Origin of the sequence: Bacillus cereus group sp. BfR-BA-01524, assembly GCF_022662595.1 — a bacterium.
GTDB lineage: Bacteria > Bacillota > Bacilli > Bacillales > Bacillaceae_G > Bacillus_A > Bacillus_A thuringiensis_S.
On record NZ_JAKUDW010000404.1, the window covers coordinates 1 to 248 of the forward strand.

Consider the following 248-nt stretch of genomic DNA (forward strand, 5'->3'; position numbering starts at 1 on the left):
ATCTCCTCCGGTATTTTGATGTTGCTGTTCTTGTTGTTTCTTAGCTTCTTCTTCAGCTTTTTTCTTGGCCTCTTCATCAGCTTTCTTCTTAGCTTCTTCATCAGCTTTTTTCTTAGCTTCTTCTTCAGCTTTTCTTCTAGCTTCTTCATCAGCTTTCTTTTGAGCTTCTTCTTGCTGTTTACGTTGTTGTTCTTGTTGCTGTTCTTGTTGTTTCTTAGCCTCTTCATCAGCTTTTTTCTTAGCTTCGT

General features: G+C 37.9%; 1 protein-coding gene. It reads right to left on the reverse strand.

Annotation, left to right across the window (positions count from 1 at the left end):
- On the reverse strand, positions 1–248 hold a 248-nt coding region (locus tag MR170_RS32885; RefSeq protein WP_242310752.1), incomplete at both ends, for a hypothetical protein.